Source organism: Winogradskyella sp. J14-2, assembly GCF_001971725.1.
GTDB lineage: Bacteria > Bacteroidota > Bacteroidia > Flavobacteriales > Flavobacteriaceae > Winogradskyella.
The window spans coordinates 2,217,720-2,232,252 of sequence record NZ_CP019388.1; the positions used below are offsets into that span (position 1 = coordinate 2,217,720).

At 36.4% G+C, this 14,533-nt stretch carries 12 protein-coding genes; 4 read left to right on the forward strand and 8 right to left on the reverse strand.

Annotated elements, in window-relative coordinates:
- Nucleotides 1-3 precede the first annotated feature (3 nt).
- Complete coding sequence (locus tag BWZ20_RS10095) at nucleotides 4-534, reverse strand: hypothetical protein (RefSeq protein WP_076619624.1); 531 nt, start codon at nucleotides 532-534, stop codon at nucleotides 4-6.
- Nucleotides 535-611: 77 nt separating this feature from the next.
- Nucleotides 612-1,028, reverse strand: a complete 417-nt coding sequence (locus BWZ20_RS10100) for a putative signal transducing protein (protein WP_076619627.1) — start codon at nucleotides 1,026-1,028, stop codon at nucleotides 612-614.
- A gap of 99 nt (nucleotides 1,029-1,127) precedes the next feature.
- On the opposite strand from BWZ20_RS10100, the gene BWZ20_RS10105 reads away from it, so the two are divergent.
- Together BWZ20_RS10105 and BWZ20_RS10110 are read left to right on the forward strand one after the other, a co-directional pair.
- A complete protein-coding gene (locus BWZ20_RS10105) occupies nucleotides 1,128-1,637 on the forward strand; it encodes a DUF2975 domain-containing protein (RefSeq protein WP_076619630.1) in 510 nt (169 codons plus the stop codon).
- 2 nt (nucleotides 1,638-1,639) lie between these two features.
- Complete coding sequence (locus BWZ20_RS10110) at nucleotides 1,640-1,846, forward strand: helix-turn-helix domain-containing protein (protein WP_076619633.1); 207 nt, start codon at nucleotides 1,640-1,642, stop codon at nucleotides 1,844-1,846.
- On the opposite strand, the gene dinB is transcribed toward BWZ20_RS10110, so the two are convergent.
- Together dinB and BWZ20_RS10120 are read right to left on the reverse strand one after the other, a co-directional pair.
- Nucleotides 1,847-3,064 carry a DNA polymerase IV gene (dinB, locus tag BWZ20_RS10115; protein ID WP_076619635.1) on the reverse strand — a complete coding sequence of 406 codons (1,218 nt, stop codon included), beginning with the start codon at nucleotides 3,062-3,064 and terminating at the stop codon, nucleotides 1,847-1,849.
- A 126-nt stretch (nucleotides 3,065-3,190) separates the two neighbouring features.
- Nucleotides 3,191-6,274, reverse strand: coding sequence for a DNA polymerase III subunit alpha (locus BWZ20_RS10120; protein ID WP_076619638.1), 3,084 nt, complete (start codon nucleotides 6,272-6,274; stop codon nucleotides 3,191-3,193).
- 75 nt (nucleotides 6,275-6,349) lie between these two features.
- Here BWZ20_RS10120 and BWZ20_RS10125 point away from each other — a divergent pair, with 75 nt between their 5' ends.
- Nucleotides 6,350-7,114: an XRE family transcriptional regulator gene (locus tag BWZ20_RS10125; protein WP_076619641.1), complete on the forward strand. Its 765-nt coding sequence runs from the start codon at nucleotides 6,350-6,352 to the stop codon at nucleotides 7,112-7,114.
- 1 nt (nucleotide 7,115) lies between these two features.
- The gene (locus BWZ20_RS10130; RefSeq protein ID WP_076619643.1) at nucleotides 7,116-8,090 is read left to right on the forward strand and encodes a Gfo/Idh/MocA family protein; all 975 of its coding nucleotides are present in this window, start codon (nucleotides 7,116-7,118) and stop codon (nucleotides 8,088-8,090) included.
- A 59-nt stretch (nucleotides 8,091-8,149) separates the two neighbouring features.
- Here the strand turns inward: BWZ20_RS10130 and BWZ20_RS10135 are convergent, their stop codons facing one another.
- The 4 genes from BWZ20_RS10135 to BWZ20_RS10150 form a co-directional block, all read right to left on the reverse strand.
- A complete protein-coding gene (locus BWZ20_RS10135) occupies nucleotides 8,150-8,443 on the reverse strand; it encodes a F0F1 ATP synthase subunit epsilon (RefSeq protein WP_076619645.1) in 294 nt (97 codons plus the stop codon).
- Between the two features lie 26 nt (nucleotides 8,444-8,469).
- Nucleotides 8,470-9,978: a F0F1 ATP synthase subunit beta gene (gene atpD / locus BWZ20_RS10140; RefSeq protein ID WP_076619647.1), complete on the reverse strand. Its 1,509-nt coding sequence runs from the start codon at nucleotides 9,976-9,978 to the stop codon at nucleotides 8,470-8,472.
- 181 nt (nucleotides 9,979-10,159) lie between these two features.
- On the reverse strand, nucleotides 10,160-11,692 hold the full coding sequence (locus BWZ20_RS10145; protein WP_076621326.1) for a G-D-S-L family lipolytic protein: 1,533 nt from the start codon (nucleotides 11,690-11,692) through the stop codon (nucleotides 10,160-10,162).
- A gap of 19 nt (nucleotides 11,693-11,711) precedes the next feature.
- Complete coding sequence (locus BWZ20_RS10150) at nucleotides 11,712-14,513, reverse strand: TonB-dependent receptor (protein ID WP_076619650.1); 2,802 nt, start codon at nucleotides 14,511-14,513, stop codon at nucleotides 11,712-11,714.
- Nucleotides 14,514-14,533: the final 20 nt, after the last annotated feature.

A 14,533-nucleotide genomic window follows, 5' to 3' on the forward strand; every position in this document is an offset into this window, starting at 1 on the left:
TTTTTAGTCTGTATGGACTACTATTCCCTCATCTCTAAGTTTGTTTTTATCTACCCATTTAAAGTCTCCTTTTTCAGTAGCATCTAGTAAATCTATTAATAGTGCATCAGCAATATGCGAAGCTACATCAAAAGCATCTTCTTGGTTTTTAGTTTCATAAACAGTAATTTTCTTGTTATTGTCATAAAATAAATTTAAATGAATAACAGGAAATGTATTTGTTGTTTCTGCTGATAAAGCACGGACAGTTATATTTTCATTAGTAGCAAAAACAGAAATGTAATCAACTTTTGGTAACGGATTCCATTTACCAATTTTAATACCCAAAACAGAAATAGTTTTTCTGTATGTTTTAGATTCTAAATCAATTTCTGAGCCGTCTGTTCTAAGTAATACAAAGGCTAAAATAAATGTAAAAACACCATTAAACGTTCTTGTAGATACAAAACCATATATACTTAATACTACTAATAATATCCCTAAAATTACCCTGTAAACAGGAATCTTTTGCGTGTAGCTTATTATTGCTTTCATATAAAACAAATATAGTTTTTTGGTTTAGAATAAACTCAAGAAAAGATGTTCTTATGCATTGCCAAACACTGTGGTGTTTAGTGTTTAGAATGAAGTTTATTACCGCAGTTATCGCATTGGTATTCGTAGCGAGCACTAAAGGGAAGGGTGCCAAAAAGAATTCCGATAATAAAATAAAAAAAGGTTTTGAAGCTGTTAATTGTTGAGTATAGGCTTATGCTTTGACTATGGCAATCGGGACAGATCAGTGCATTGCCGTTATCATCCAAAGCGTAAGAAGAAATAGTCTTAAGGATATCTTTGGCTTTACTTTCGTCTTTTGCTAAAACATTAAGTTTTATACCGCCAATTGCGTTGCTTACTAAAGGATCGGTATCTATGGTAATGTTATCCTTTAAAAACACTCTAATACCCTCTGCCTCAAGACGACCTTTTATAATTTGGGCTTCAGAAGAATAGGTATATCGTGCAATTGTAACGAATGTATTATTCATAATGCAAATATAATATACTTAAAAGTAGATTATCAAAAAAATTATTGTTTTACAATAATTTTAATATATTTGTTATTGTAAAACAATAATTTTTTAATTATGAGGAGGTTAATTATTCTTAAGAGTTTGGTTGATTTTGTTTGGATATTAAGTTGTATTCCAGGAATAGCGCTACTGGCTTTTTTTAGTGTTTTTATGTTTATTAATCCAGAATCCTTACGATTTGTTTTTGATGTTAATGATGATGTTTTAACATCGACAGTAACTACCACTCAAATTTTAGGACTTATAATAATTGTGCTTATTGCAATTGGTATTTATTGTTTCTACTTATTTAGAAAGACCTTACGTTATTTTCAGAAAGTAAAACCTTTTCATAAAGACGTTATCTCTAATTTTTATAAAATAGGATACCTACTCTCAGCAATAGGATTAGTAGGTTTTATTACAGTATTTATAGCAAGATTAGTGTTTAGCAATGAGTTCAAAATAAGTTTGGGACTTAGCCCTTATATTTTACTTATTTGCCTTGGCTTATTTTTTATGGTGCTGAGTGAAGTGTTTAAAGTAGCAAAACACGCCAAGGAAGAAAACGACTTAACCATATAACCATGCCGATCGTAGTCAACTTAGATAAAGTTTTAAATGAACGAGGCATGAAGAGTTACGAATTGGCGGATATAATTGGTATCACCACGGCTAATTTGTCTATCCTTAAAACTGGTAAGGCCAAAGCAATTCGATTCTCTACTTTAGAGGCGATTTGTGAAGCTTTAGACTGTCAGCCCAGTGATATTTTAGAGTATGTAAGTAGTTAATTAGCGATGTCTATTGGCTAACAACGGAGGCGGTTCGCCAGTAAACGGATTCCAGCGGCTAATGGTTTTAGCTTCCATACCTGCAGCACTTATTACAGCCCTATCGCCATAACGCTCACGCATTTTATCTATGGCTCGTGCTAGATTAAGTTGTGTTTCATTATCCTCAAACAAATTGATTTGATGGCCACCTTCTACCAGATGACTAAAGCGTACACCTATTAAGCGTACGAGCAACCGACGATTGTAGAGTTTGTTGAACAGTTCTAAAACCACAGGAATGATGTTATGGTCCATAGCGCTATATGGAATTCGTTTTTGCTGGGTATAGGTCTGAAAATCGGAATACCGAATCTTAAAGGTAATACAGGCTGTTAATTTGTTACCACGTCTTAGCTGATAAGCTAAGTTTTCTGCCATGGCAATAACGAGACCTTTAAGCTTATGAATATTTGTGGTGTCTTGGCCAAAAGTGCGCTCAGTAGAGATGGATTTACGTTCGTGGTATTGTATTACAGGACTATTATCTATACCATTAGCCTTTTTCCAAATAGAAAGGCCGTTTTTGCCCAATACTTTATGCATTAATTCCATAGGCATATCTTGGACGGTTTTAATGCGTTTCACACCCAAATCACAAAGTGCTTTATAAGTCACATTACCTACCATTGGAATTTTCTTTACAGAAAGTGGTGCTAAAAATGGTTTTTCGGTACCTGCAAGAATTCTAATTTCGTTATTGGGCTTTGCTTCACCAGTTGCAATCTTTGAAACCGTTTTATTTAAAGACAGCCCAAAGGAAATAGGTAATCCTGTTTCTTTGATAATACGCTGGCGTAATTCTGAAGCTAACTTATGGCACCCAAAGAACTTGTCCATTCCAGTGAGATCTATATAAAATTCATCAATAGAGGTTTTTTCGTAAAGAGGCACGCTCTCTTTAATAATATCAGTAACATTTTGCGAAAACTTAGTGTAAATACCAGAATTTCCTCTAAGTATAATAGCCTCTGGACACAGTTGTTTTGCCATACGCATTGGCATGGCAGAATGGACACCAAATTTACGTGCTTCATAACTACAGGAAGCCACAACACCTCTATCGCTCGTGCCACCGATAAGCACAGGTTTACCATTAAGGCGACTATCTAATAAACGCTCACAAGACACAAAAAAAGTGTCTAAATCCATATGTACGATGCTACGGTTGTTGTTCATTTCTATATTTTACAATTAACGTCAGTTCGAGTGTTTTCCTGTCAGACTGAGCTTGTCGAAGTCAAAGGAAAAATTATCGAGAACTTTGTTATGGATAAAAACTTCTCGATACAATTTGCTCATGCCTCACAAATCACTCGAAGTGACATTGGTGGTATTATTTTTTGATATTCTATTTTGAAACCCAATCGGGTCATGTGTCTTTTTCAAATCCTTAAAACTTTTCTTCCTTTGAAATGTTGGGTTTGCTGATTTTACAGCATAGCGTGGATCTTCAATCACTGCAAGACGTTCAAATTTGGAAACTTCAATAGATACACAATCAAACTCTATCATCACCTTACCAGTAATTTCGTAAACACCTCTTCCTCTAAAAGGGTATTTGCTGGCAATTGGTGGAAAATGAACGGTGTCTATAAAATCACCATCTCTATCTAAAAAGGTCCCAAAATACATGCGTTTTCCATTAGACGTACTTGTGTTTTTAGTAGTCACCAAATAGCCTTCTATGGTAACGTATTTCCCTTCAAGTTGTTCTAAATGTTTAGCACGTAGTTTACTTTTTGAAGGCACTTCGAGTAGATAAAACGGGTTGCATAGTGGAAATCCTAACAGCTCAATTTCATCAAAGGCATTTTCTAATGCTGTGCTTGGTAATTCTGGTGTATTGTAGTTGATACGCTTTGTTTTAAATAAGGTCACTACATGGTCTTGTACTACCGTTTTGCTGATTTTTAAATGCGCTTCCCATAACAATTCACGTTTATTGATTCCTGTAAATCGAAATGCATTGATTTTTATTAAAATGGTAATCTGTTCTATAGAAATAGGGACACGTTCTATAAAATCATCAAGTGATGTAAAGGCACCATTTTGCTCGCGTTCTTTTAGAATTCGTGCTGTGGTTTTAGATTCAAAAGACTGTAAAAACATGAACCCCAAGTAAATAGTTTTGTCCCTTATAATTGCTTGATTGTATGAGTTGTTTGTACAAGGGGATTCAATAATACCATTGTGCATTCGCGCTTCATGAACGTAGAGTTCTGTACTGTAAAACCCGCCAAAATTATTGATAGTAGCTGTCATATATTCTAACGGATAGTAAGCTTTTAAAAAGAGGCTTTGATAGCTCTCTACAGCATAAGAAGCAGAATGTCCTTTAGCAAAGGCATAACCTGCAAAACTTTCAATCTGTCGCCATATTTCTGTTGTGAGCTCTAATGGTTTGCCATCGTTTTTGCAATTATCAAAAAACTGCTGTTTTACTTTCAGAAATTCTGCTCTTGATCTAAACTTACCAGACATACCACGACGTAGCATATCAGCTTCACCAAGGGTAAGTCCGCCAAAATAGTGTGCCACTTTTATCACATCTTCTTGATAGACCATAACACCATAAGTCTCTGGCATAATATCTAAGAGCACAGCAGGTGCGTCTTTTCTTTTTTCAGGATGGCGACAACGCAAAATGTATTGGCGCATCATGCCAGATTTTGAAACACCAGGTCTAATCACAGAGCTTGCGGCCACTAAACCAAGGTAGTCGTCTACTCTTAACTTTTTTAAAAGCATGCGCATAGCTGGTGATTCCACATAAAAACAACCAATAGCTTTAGCATTCTTAAGTAAATACTTTATGCGTTTGTCTTCTTTAAAACGTTTAATATCATGAATGTCTACTGGTGGTTGATGGCTGTAGTTTTGGTCTATAATATCTACGGTATCTTTAATTTTACCAAGACCACGCTGACTTAAAATATCAAACTTATACAAGCCAATATCTTCGGCAACAACCATATCAAATTGTGTGGTAGGAAATCCTTTTGGTGGCATAAACGTAGCTCCATAATAATGAATAGGCTGTTCTGAAATTAAAATACCACCTGCATGTATACCCAAATAATTAGGAAAACCTTCAATATAACGACTGTACTTAAGGACTAATACCGTTAATCGGTCGAGTTTTTTAACATCAAACTTTCCGCGAGTCAGCATATCCATTTCAGATTTTGGTAGCCCAAAAACTTTACCTAATTCTCTAACAGATGCTCTATATTTAAAGGTATTGTAGACTGTGATGAGTGCTGTATGCTTAAAGGTTTTGAAGATAAATTCAGTAATATCATCTCTGTCTTTCCAAGAGAAATCAATATCAAAATCAGGCGGATTTTGTCTAAAGAGATTAATGAAGCGCTCAAAATATAAGTCGAGCTCAATAGGATCTACATCTGTAATGCGCAACAGGTAAGCAATAATACTGTTGGCACCACTACCACGACCAACATAATAGTAGTCTTTACTGCGCGCATACTCTAAGATTTTCCAGTTGATTAAAAAGTAAGAGACAAAGCCTTTTTGCTTTATAATGTTGAGTTCCTTTTCTATGCGATCGTAGATTTTAGCATCAACATCGTTGCCATAGCGGTAAGGAATTCCTTCATAGGTCAGTTTTTCTAAAAGCGCATAATCCGTATCGGCATTTTCGGTTAAGAAGCGTTGATTCTTTGGGATAGGATTCTCAAAATCGAATGTAATAGAGCAGTGGTTTAGTAAGTCTTCTGTATTGTTAATGAGGCTTGGAAATTCTGAATAGCGCTCACACAACGCATCATATGGTAACATTTTATCGTCTTCATGACCTTCTTCAGACTTAGGAAGTTTACTCAGTAAAGTGTTATTATCAATAGCACGTAGTAGGCGATGCGTATTAAAGCCTTTTTTATCCTGAAAGGATACCGTTTTTAAAACAACCAATTTCTCTCGGTGCGCATTCCACTTAGAAAATTTTAACTGGTTGAGGTCTTTAGGTGTAATTCCTAAAAATTCGTTTTGCTTAAGTTCAAAATGCTTTCCTTTTTGGTAAGGATAGACGATAAAACAATCTTCTAAAACGTCATCAGGTCGCTCAGGAATTTTTAAGTCTTGATTATGAAGAAATTTTGATAGATATGCGTTTATATTTTGAAAGCCTTGGTTGTTTTTTGCGATGACAATAAACTGTTGCTCTGCCTTATTTCTAAAGTCTACACCAAGTACAGGTTTTACCTTGTATTTTTTTGATAACCGGACAATATCTAAGCACGCTGAGGTTGTATTAATATCGGTTAGCGCTAAGGTCTGAACACCATTTTCTGAAGCAATAGCAAGCAATTGCTCAGGTTTTATGGTGCCGTAACGCAGGCTGTAATATGTATGACAGTTTAAATACATGGGACCAACAAAATTAGCTACTATATGTAGTTAATATTGCTTATATTTGTAGTAAATGATGTTAAAATTATTTCGATGAAGCCAATACAAGCCAACATAAAACACCTTAGGTCTTTAAAGAAGCTATCTCAAGAGCGTTTTGCAGACGATTTAGGATGGACACGCTCAATGGTGGGATCCTATGAAGAAGGACGAAGTGAGCCACCAATTGAACGCTTAATAGATCTGTCAAATTATTTTAATATACCTATAGATATCCTCGTTCGTAAAGATTTACGAAAGGCCAAGGATACCTCTTTTATTGAGATAGGGAACAAGCGTGTCTTATTTCCTGTAACGGTTAATGAAGACAATGAAGATTTAATTGAAATCATTCCGGCAAAAGCTTCGGCAGGATATTTATCTGGTTATGATGATCCGGAATATATAGAACAACTTCAAAAAATAAAGTTACCGTTTTTACCTACAGGAACACACCGTGCTTTTCCCATAAAAGGGGACTCTATGTTACCCGTTAAAGATGGTGCTTTTGTTGTAGCAAAGTATGTAGAGGATATTAATGATATTAAAAATGGCAGAACCTATATTGTTTTAACAAAGGATGATGGTTTGGTTTATAAGCGTCTATATAGTACAGATGATGAGAATCTACTATTATTGAGCTCAGATAATAAGTCTTACAAACCTTATTTTGTATCAAAAGAAACGATCTTAGAACTTTGGGAATTCACCTGTTGTATTAATACGCAAGAGTACGATGAGAAGGAGTTGAAGTTAAGTAGTATTATGACTATGTTTCAAGAACTTAAGGTAGAATTAGAAGCTGTAAAGCAGTTGTAGAATGGTAAAAACAGTTAAATGGGGAATTATTGGCTGTGGCAATGTCACTGAAGTTAAAAGTGGACCAGCCTATAAAATGGCCGAAGGTTTTGAGCTTGTTGCCGTTATGCGACGTAATCTTGAGCTAGCCAAATATTATGCTGAACGACATAATGTACCACGCTACTATAATGATGCAGATGAATTGATAAATGATTCTGAAATAGACGCAGTTTATATCGCTACGCCACCAGATACGCATCATTATTATGCCATGAAGGTAGCGCAAGCCAATAAAATATGTTGTATTGAAAAACCAATGGCGCCGAGTTATGAGGAATGTCTTGAAATTACCAATACATTTAAGACTAAAGGGTTGCCCTTATTTGTTGCATATTACCGCAGGTCCTTACCACGATTTAATAAGGTGAAGTCACTACTAGAAGAGAAGGTAATAGGCGATGTGAGACATATTCATTGGTATTTGAGTCGTACACCAAGTGATTTGGATAAATCAGGTGACTATAATTGGCGTACTGATGCTAAGATTGCGCCAGCAGGTTATTTTGATGATTTAGCGAGTCATGGGTTGGATTTGTTTGTATATCTATTGGGAGATATAAAACAGGCAAAAGGCATAACGGGAAACCAACAAAGACTTTATACAGCTAGAGATATCATTTCTGCTTCTTGGGTGCACAAAAGCGGAGTTTTAGGAACTGGTATGTGGAGTTTTGGAACTTATACGCGCGAAGATTGTGTAAGAATTGTTGGTAGTAAAGGCGAAATATCGTTTTCGGTTTTCGGCGACAGTCCAATAGATGTTATTAAGCATGATAAAAAAGAACAGATTTTTATTGAAAACCCTAAGCATATTCAGCAGTATCATGTAAGAAATATGGCAAATCATCTGCATTCAGATTTTCAACATCCTTCTACGGGAAAAACAGCAACGCACGTTGCTTGGGTAATGGATTGTATTCTAGATAGGTTATAAAATAAAAGCGTTAAACTTAAGTTTAACGCTTTTTCTATAATACTAAAAGTACACTGCAATTAATCCGCTAAGATAATTAGTTTGTTATCTTTCATTTCTATGGTGCCAGAGTTAATCTTAACAGTTAGTACTTTGTTGTCATCTGCGTGAGGAATAACATCACCATGTAACTCATCAAAGGCTAAATGATTTTGGGTATGAGTTTTAATTCTAATAGTGCCTTCGCTTAGGATAGAAACTATGGGAGCGTGATTAGATAGCATTTCAAACTCACCATTTACGCCAGGTACTACTACAGAGTCAACCTCTGAACTAAACAAAGTGGCTTCTGGTGAAACAATCTCTAAGTGCATAATGTTAAGTTTCTAAGATTTTATAATTAGGCTTCAGCAAGCATTTTCTCACCAGCTTCAATAGCTTCTTCAATAGATCCCTTAAGGTTAAAGGCAGCTTCTGGTAAGTGGTCTAACTCACCATCCATAATCATATTAAACCCTTTAATAGTTTCTTTAATATCTACTAAAACACCTGGTATACCTGTAAATTGCTCTGCTACGTGGAAAGGTTGCGATAAGAAACGTTGTACGCGTCTTGCTCTACCAACCGCCAACTTATCTTCTTCAGATAATTCTTCCATACCAAGAATAGCAATAATATCTTGTAATTCTTTATAGCGTTGCAATAACTCTTTTACACGTTGCGCACAGTTATAGTGATCTGCACCTAATATCTCCTTGGTTAAGATACGAGAGGTAGAATCTAAAGGATCTACAGCAGGATAGATACCAAGCTCAGCAATCTTACGAGATAGTACTGTTGTTGCATCTAAGTGGGCAAACGTTGTAGCGGGAGCAGGATCTGTTAAATCATCTGCAGGAACATAAACCGCTTGTACAGATGTAATAGAACCTTTTTTAGTAGATGTAATACGCTCTTGCATCGCACCCATTTCAGTTGCTAATGTAGGCTGGTATCCTACTGCAGATGGCATACGACCAAGTAACGCAGATACCTCAGAACCAGCTTGTGTAAAACGGAAGATATTATCAACGAAGAAAAGTACATCTTTTCCTTGTCCATCACCAGCACCATCACGGAAATACTCAGCGATAGTTAATCCTGATAATGCCACACGAGCACGTGCTCCAGGAGGTTCGTTCATCTGGCCAAACACGAAAGTTGCTTTAGAATCTTTCATAGCAGTTTTATCAACCTTCTGAAGATCCCATCCACCTTCTTCCATAGAGTGCATAAAGTCATCACCATATTTTATAATACCAGATTCTAACATCTCTCTTAAAAGATCGTTCCCTTCACGAGTTCTTTCACCAACACCAGCAAATACTGATAAACCACCGTGACCTTTTGCAATATTGTTAATCAACTCCTGAATTAACACGGTCTTACCTACACCAGCACCACCAAATAATCCAATCTTACCACCTTTTGCATAAGGCTCAATAAGATCAATTACCTTGATACCAGTAAACAATACCTCTGTAGAAGTTGATAAATCTTCAAACTTAGGGGCTTGTCTATGAATAGGCAAACCTGCTTCACCAGCCTTAGGTAAGTCACCTAATCCATCTATAGCATCACCAATTACGTTAAAAAGACGTCCATAAACATCTTCGCCGATTGGCATTTGGATTGGTGCACCAGTTGCAACAACTTCAGTTCCTCTGCTTAAACCATCAGAAGAGTCCATTGCAATAGTACGTACTGTATCTTCACCGATGTGAGATTGTACTTCTAATACTAATTTTGAACCATCTGGGTTGTTTATTTCTAATGAATCATAAATTTTTGGAAGTTCTGCACCAGCAGCGAATTCTACATCGATAACTGGGCCTACAATTTGTGCAACTTTACCTGTAACTTTAGACATTGCTTATATGTTTTTGTTTTGCAATAATTTAAATCCGAAAAACGACATTTTTTATTTGTGCTGAATACATGCATTTTTCGCGCTGCAAAGATATAGTTTTATTTAAAAAAAATGTTCTTTTTTAAATAAAAAAAACACGCTCAATTAGAGCGTGTTTTATCATTCTAAATAAAAGCTGTTTTTATTGCAATGCTGGAGAATAATTTGTTGGGTAATTTCCTGCTTTTGCAAGGTTTCCGGAAGCTTCAAAATTAGAGCCGTATGTAGCGTCAATAGCTTGCAAGAAACTGTTAGCCATTAGTGCATAACCTCTTGCTGTTAAATGTACACCATCTAAACTCACTAAACCACCAAAAACTAAATCTGTATTCATGTTGTAATCGTCAAACATTATTCCTGTGGTTGCTGCCTGATCTAAAATTGAGTTTAAGTCTACTAACGCTAAATTATTAGTCGCAGCAACAGAAGAAATTGTAGCGTTATAAGCGGCAGTAGCATCTGCTATTTCTTGTTGCTCTTCTGGAGTTAGGACCCATTTATCAGCTAAAGGTATAGCAACACCATTTACTGTTTGTGGGTTTCCAGGTACTTCTTCAGTACCAATAAAGCTTGAAGCTGGCAGAACTATTAAGTCTTCTGCAGTTGCTTGTCTCATACTTACAAGTGCAGGATTTAGGCCAGTTAAGTCAATTAAGTTTTCATCCATAATTACTACAGCATTTCCTTCACCAGCAGAAAACGTGATGGTTCGTTTTGCTAATTCGGCATCAGCCATTTCTTGTGTTATTTGACCAAACTGCACTAAACCAGCTAGGGCTTGCGCTACGCCAGCATTATATGCACCATATGCACTGGCACTATTTAAAAAGCCTGCTGTTGCGGCGTCTAATGGTACGGGATTATGAGGAACGGTTGTGAAATGAGACAAACTTGTAATGTTTGGTAAATTTCCAATAACCCCTTTGGCACCGGTAGAAGTTAAACCAGCTACTAACGCACTCAAAGATGCGTTAAAAGTTGCTGTATCTGTTATTGGGTTTGTACCGTCACCTCCACTAAGAGCATAGCCTAAAACATCATTTCCTCCTACTTCAGATAATGAGAAAAATGTCGGGTTTTGAGCCATTGCTAATTCTAAAATAGTTGCATTTGGTGCATTCCCTGTAACACGAACAGCATAAGGATTTGCTGCGGCTGGAAAGTTAGCCAAATTACCATAACCTGGCGCAACTAAATGAAAACTCTTAGCACCAGGAATACCTAAATTATTGAAAGGTCCTGTAGGATTATTTAATGCAATATCAGTTGAAACTGTCACTGGACCAACAACTGCTTCAAGGGGAACAGGTCCGGCACCGCCAAAAACTAGTCTAGGGTCTGTAATTCTCATTCCGCCAACAGCTAAACCACCAAAATTATCATTCATCATTGGTTGGTTGAATGTGCCTCCTCCTACATTTTCAAATTTACTAGCCATAATGTTAGGGAAAGAATTTTCCTGACTAGCCATAAAGAGCGCATTGTCTGTAAAACCAGCTGTAAATGAAGCACCAATAGCGACATAGTTTGAAAAATCTACCGATCCAGCAGTTAATTCTGGCAATGGACCATTATCATTATTATTTCTATCTCTAAGGTCTTCTACAAGTTCATTTTCACAAGCTACCATTCCTAAGGTAAGTAGTGATAGTGCTATATATTTTACTTTTTTCATCATAATTTCTTTTCCGTTATTATAAATTGTTAATTGTCCAAGACACATAGTATTGAGAGCCTATGAAACCAGTACCAAATGCTGTAAAGTATTCGTCTTGTAATAAATTAGTCGCACCAACTTTAAAGGTAGACTTTAAGCTAGGTACTCTAAAATTAATTTGAGCATCTAAGACGTTAAATGCAGGAACATCTCCGTCGCCAAAGGATGCTTCCCAGAAGTAATTGTCACTCCATCTCCAAGCAACATTAAAACCAAAGTTTTTAAATAATTCCGTTTTACCAAAGGATGCTTTTACCTTATGCTCTGGTGTATTAAAGTTAGTTCTAAAATCTGGGTTTTGCTGTACGTCAAAGTCTAACTTAGCATAAGTATAGTTTGCACTTAAGTCAAAATCACCAAATACTTTGGCAGAGACCTGAATCGCTGCACCATAAGAGTTTACAGTTTCATCAGAGTTGGTATAAGTTTGGTATGCTTGAAAATCTCCGTTGGCTATAGCGGCTACAGCTAAAGGTGTACCATCGGGTAAGGTTTGTGTTAGTTCTACATCACCATAAAATGGTGCGATTACAGTTTCGTTTGCTAAGAAGTCTTGGTATTGGTTATAATATGCAGAAGCGTCAATAATAATGCCATCTAATTTACCGCGATATCCAACTTCAACAGAACTTACTTGTTCTGGTTGTACCAAATTAGAATTCGCTATTTGTAAGTCTGCAGGATTGGTAGAAGCTGCAAAGTTTTGAACAGAATTTGCGAAGAATGAGTTATTATAAGCGCCAGTACCATCAAAAGCGATACTTGTTTGACCCGTAATTGCAGTACCAGTAGCACTTAAGTCGTAATTTCTAACGTCTCTTGCTGGGTTGTCTGAGGCACCACCAATTAAGATAGCTCGTCCTACGTCTAAGCCAATGTATAGGTCTTGTGTTGTTGGATTTCTAAATCCTGTTTGGAACGAAGCTCTTATGTTGTGATCTTGGTTAATTGTAAAGCCGGCTGATAACCTTGGTGAGAAAAAGCCATCAAATAGTTCGGATTTATCGTATCTAAGAGAACCTGTTAGTTTAAGTTCTAAACTTTCAGATAATTCTAGAGATCGCTGTAATTGTGTATACACACCTACTTCAGAATAGTTAATAGGGCCGTCATTATCTGTGTAAATTGTTCCAGATGAGTTTAAACGGTATCTTCTGTATGATCCACCAACTTGAATTTCAGCAAAGTCTACTAAATCACCGAAATTATAATTGGCATCTGCATGGTAAATTCTTGAGTTATCTTGAAACTTAGAACCTGTAGTTAGGTCTGGGTCGTTAATACTTCTGTTAAAAGCAGCCTGAAATTCTGGAGTTCCGGGTAAAAATCTGCCTGTGTCAGCTTGCGCTCTAGCGGCTGCATGTGCCTCTGCATCTGTTGCACCACCTAAAGTTGCTCCAATGTAGGTTCCTACGTATTCACCAAACCATGTGTCGTCTGCTTTCCATGCCCTGTTAATGTTAATACCTGTAAATACCATATCATAAGAATCACCGGCTTTGTCTTCTGTTACATAACCTCTTATAAAGAAGTTGTCATTTCTAATTTCGAGTTTATGTTGTTGTAAGAAGAAGTTTTTAATATTGTAACGGTTGGCTCCTTGATAAATCGTATTACCAGAACCAACTTTACCTACATATTGAATTTCAAAATCATCTTCCCATGGGCGGAAATAAAGGCCCCAATCAGCTTTAATACTTTCAGCGTTGTAATTAGTTAGATCTCTTTCGTTATACCCTGTTCTACTAACGTTAACAGAAGGAACAAGTGCAGAAGAGCCTGATGGAGCTAATCCTAAGCCTTCTAAAGTTTGGGCTACATCATTAATATCTGTACTAACTTCGTCACCATAAATGTTTATACCGTCATAATCAATATTTGCTCTAGTTAGGCCTCTGTTAAATCGGTCAGATTCATTTGTTGCAAACCAATCGGTACCCTTTAGATAACCAAAATTAACTTTAGCAGCAAATTTCTCACTAAACTTATATGCCATTCTTACACCTAGATCTGTGTAATCATTATCTCCAGCAGCTTCTTGTGATGTTATACCTCTTTTGATGTAGCCACTAATACCTTGGTGATCAAAAGGGTTTTTACTTCGCATAAACAAAATACCGTTAAAAGCATTAGCACCATATAGTGCCGATGCAGCACCAGGCAGTAATTCAACACTTTGAACATCTGTTTCTGTCATCCCTAACAAGTTACCAAGCGGAAAGTTAAGTGCTGGTGCTGAGTTGTCCATCCCATCTACCAGTTGCATAAAACGTGTATTGGCAAAAGTTGCAAAACCTCTGGTGTTTATGGATTTAAATGTTAAGCTATTAGTGTTAATGTCTACACCTTTAAGATTTTCTAAACCATCATAAAAATCTACGGAGGCTGTATTTTTAATTTCCTTTAACCCAAAACGTTCAACTGTAACAGGTGATTCAAAAATACGTTCTGGAGTACGAGAAGCAGAAATTACAACTTCGTCTAAAGAATTTCCTTCTTTTAGGATAACATCTACGGTTTGTGTGTTGCTTGTTATCTCTATGGTTTGGGCTTCAAAACCAGTATAGCTTACACGAATGGAAAATGGTGGATTTTGATCTACAGATAGGGTGTAGTTACCATCAAAATCCGATACGGTACCTGTTGTTGTATTCACTACCACAATATTTGCACCGGGTAAGGGTAACCCAGTTTCATCAGTAATTTTACCCTTTATTGTGGTTTGAGCAAAAGATACCACGCAAAAAAGTAATGCAAAAAGCTTTAAGATTGTCTTCATTTTAGAGAATTAGTTAATTT